We start from the raw sequence: 3,640 nt of genomic DNA, 5'->3' as shown, positions 1-3,640 counted from the left end.
AGATTTAAAGTCATGCTTTTGTAAATCTGAGAACCAGATATGAAGTGAATTACTCCAAGTATCTGCAGTATCTCATAAAAGTTGGAGTCGTACTAGCCGGGTGGTTATTGAGCGCTTACGAATAAGGCAGCGCCTCTCTCTATATGAGAGGATAATTACTTTCCAATTCAGGATTATTGAATAAAGATATGGGGGACATCGTTTTATAAAATAGTTCGAAATCTTGATCAGTCATATAATATATTTCTTTTAATTTCTGATATAAATCTGTTGATGGCACATTATTCATAATATTAAAATTGAAAGTTTGAGGATATTTTCTTTTATATTTCCTTAGTGAAATAATCATTTCTATCAAAAGGTAATTATCATTATCTATATCACCATCATTAAAATAGTAACTAGAAAATATACTGTAAAAATTCAAATAATAAGAATACATTTTAGGATAATCCTTTTTTTCTTTGCATATTTCTGCTAAGAAAAACAAAGTTGTACTATACAAAGTTTTGTTTCCATAATCTACAGATAATATGTCCAGACACTCTTCTGCATATTCTAACGGTGACAATAGAAAATCATATGACTTATTTAATAATAGCTGACACAGAATAAACAAATGCCTTATTTTTATTTCAAAATATGGCATATTTGTACAATTTAATAATTCAGATAAAAATTGCAATTCTTTATTATCTGGTACCGCTTTTTGTAGCAGATCAGCTAATAGGTGCTTTATACATACATTTAATAAAATCGCTTGTTTGTCAGTACTTAAATTGTGAAAATCTACTTTTAAGGCTTTAATTATTTCATAACTATTATTCCAATTTAAGACTATAACACTTGAATTAGTATAGCGAAGTGATGTGCGATAATATATATTTCCCAAAAACATATAACATTCAGCTAAATTTATGGGTGAATTACTATTGTCAATCAAATCCTGAACAGATTTTAAAGCAAGTTCAGTATTATTTATCTTATATAAGCATAAGATATTCATTTTATATAATTCATTTAGATAATATGCTTTTTCTTTTGAAGATATAATATAAATGCTTAAATCTTCAAGTTGGGAACTAATATCTAATGCATCATGTATACGGCGCACATTCATTAAATGTCTAAGATACTCTTTTAATATTTCTATAACACTGTCCGAAAATGGCATATACTTCTCAGGATATTCCTGAATAATTTTTTCTATCTTGTCTTGAAAGATTAAGGCTTTATCAATTCCTAATACTCGTGTTGAATTATCGCAAATCTCTTTCATTACTTTTAGATTGAATTCTGCATTTTCTCCTAAACCTTGAAAAAATAATATTAATACTCTAGTATAAATTTTTTCTAGATTATCACAATCTATATTTGATCGTAATATTTCTTTAGATATTAAATTAAGATCATCCTCTGAAATTTCTTCAGATTCAAATTCCAATAAAAAAATCGCTTCTATATAATTTTTACGGAAAACCGATTTATTTAAAGTTAAAAGAATTTTTGCTATATCCAAATACTGTAATTGATATTTTTGCTGATAATAATGCTTTATTTCTATATGTCTAAATAAATACGTATTCGACTCAGCAGAATATATAATAATACCATGTTTTAATAGAAGATCTATAATGTCACGGTTTTCAGAAATTTTTTCCACTATGGATCGTGATACTTCTTTAACTATAGTAAAAAGACCTGTTAAATCAAAATAGGACTGTGTTAAATTATTTTTTTCAGTTTTTTCTAACAGCAATTCATCTAACTCTTTTATAAAGTAGTCAGAAATAATGTAATTAGTTCCATCTGTCTCAAAGAACTTTGATAAATTATTTAGTATAAAAAAAGATTTTTCAGGATCAAGGATTTCATTATTGTACAAATAAATCAAATAATTTTGTAAGATTAGCGGATTGCATCCAATAGAGCGAATAATTTTATTAGTTACTTTTTTATACTTTCTTTTGTCACCATGTGCAATATTAAGACATTTATGAATATACTCTTCCGCCATTTTATCATCAAAACCCGCAAGTGAATAACTATGGTATTGATTTACTTTCCTACTGCACAAAAGATGCAATAAATCTTTTAATTCTTCAGCTTTGGTACCCTTAATCAGAAAATCTGTATTAATAGATAGCAAAATTGTTGATAAGCAAGTATGCCCAGAAGACAAACGAATTAGTTCCATTATCAATTTAATAGATAGCGAATCATATTTTTGTATATTATCAATTATCAGAAGATATTTTTCTTTCTGCAAAAACCAAAAAATACATTTTGCTATATCTTCAATATTTTTCGAACAATTAAAGTCTTGTTCATAAAGAATCTGTGCTCCCAATTTAAAGGCAAGTGTTTTTGATTTGTTTAAATGAGCAATTGATTTTTTTGTGTTTTTAAAAAATGGAAGCTGAGTAAAGAATGCAAAAATTTCTTGACAAAACAATTTTATGGATATCTTCTTCTTGTCGATGTCGCAATAAAAAGATTTGTTATCATATTGATGAGCCGACTGGAATATTTCCAATAAAAGATTGCTTTTCCCAGTTCCGGTAGATCCCTCAATTAATATAAAATTTAATTTTTGAGCACTCTGAACATTTTGCAATATCACATTCTTGATTTTTTTATAAGATTCTCCTATTAGATCGGTTTGAGCAAGCCATGTTGTATACATTTTCTTTCGAATATGATATGTTTTATTATTTACATATATATCAGGAACTTTATAGCTTTTTTCGTACTTTATAGCTCTTAAATATAATCGTATTATAACCGAAGTGTGTTGTGAAATACTAATTTCTTGACAGTAGTTATTTCTGGCAATTTCAGCATTTAATAATTCAAAATAGCTACACTCCTTAAATTCTGAATAATCAATTTGAACATTCTGTATAGTTCCTGTTTGATTGATTAAAAGAACATCCAAAGGAAACAATTCATACATATTGATGAATACTTTATTATTATTTGTACGAAGTTTTGGGGAAAGATTATATATACAAGAAATGTTACTAATTTCGGGCAAGAGAATATTGGTGTCATAATGAATAGATTTCTCTAATAGTATATAGTCAGAAAACCACTCTTTGTCTTTATATTTAAGTAAAAGTTTTTCTAGTTTTTCATCATCATAAATTTCCACCTCTACCTTAGTACGATATTTGTATTCTGCAATATTCCTATAAAAACGCCTATTAACAGGAGAGTACGAAAAAATTAGTACCTTATTAACTTTTTCGACAAAAGCCATTAATAATGTTTTTGTAATATCGTTATATGATAGCGCAGATGAATACTTTTTACACTCGGCCCATGTTTTCTGATGAGTCAATAAAGTTGAAACAGACTCAAAATCTTTTCCACCATCATTAGTATATTTTGTTTGTTTAAAACTTTCTCCATATTCTTCATAGAGTAGTTTGCATATTAAATTCTCGAATGAAAATCCACTCTTATTTAAAAAATTCTCTGGCTTTATTACTTTCATCTTTATATATCCTTAATTAACGGATAACTGCTAATTATCCTCACTTACTCTCTGTTTCCACAAGTTTTTTTACATCTGTATCGAACTCATCCCCTGTTATTTCTGACACAGTATAGCGTTCATCAAACAGATCGATCAAAT

The 3,640-nt window shown here is 27.3% G+C and carries 1 protein-coding gene; it reads right to left on the bottom strand.

The annotated features are described in order from the left end of the window. Positions 1-139 precede the first annotated feature (139 nt). Positions 140-3,499, bottom strand: coding sequence for an AAA family ATPase (locus tag B5E62_RS16545; protein ID WP_087175607.1), 3,360 nt, complete (start codon positions 3,497-3,499; stop codon positions 140-142). Between the last annotated feature and the right edge of the window lie 141 nt (positions 3,500-3,640).

This window comes from Lachnoclostridium sp. An118, assembly GCF_002160985.1.
Taxonomy (GTDB): Bacteria; Bacillota; Clostridia; order Lachnospirales; family Lachnospiraceae; genus Claveliimonas; species Claveliimonas stercoravium.
This window is presented reverse-complemented; position numbering and strand designations above follow the sequence as displayed.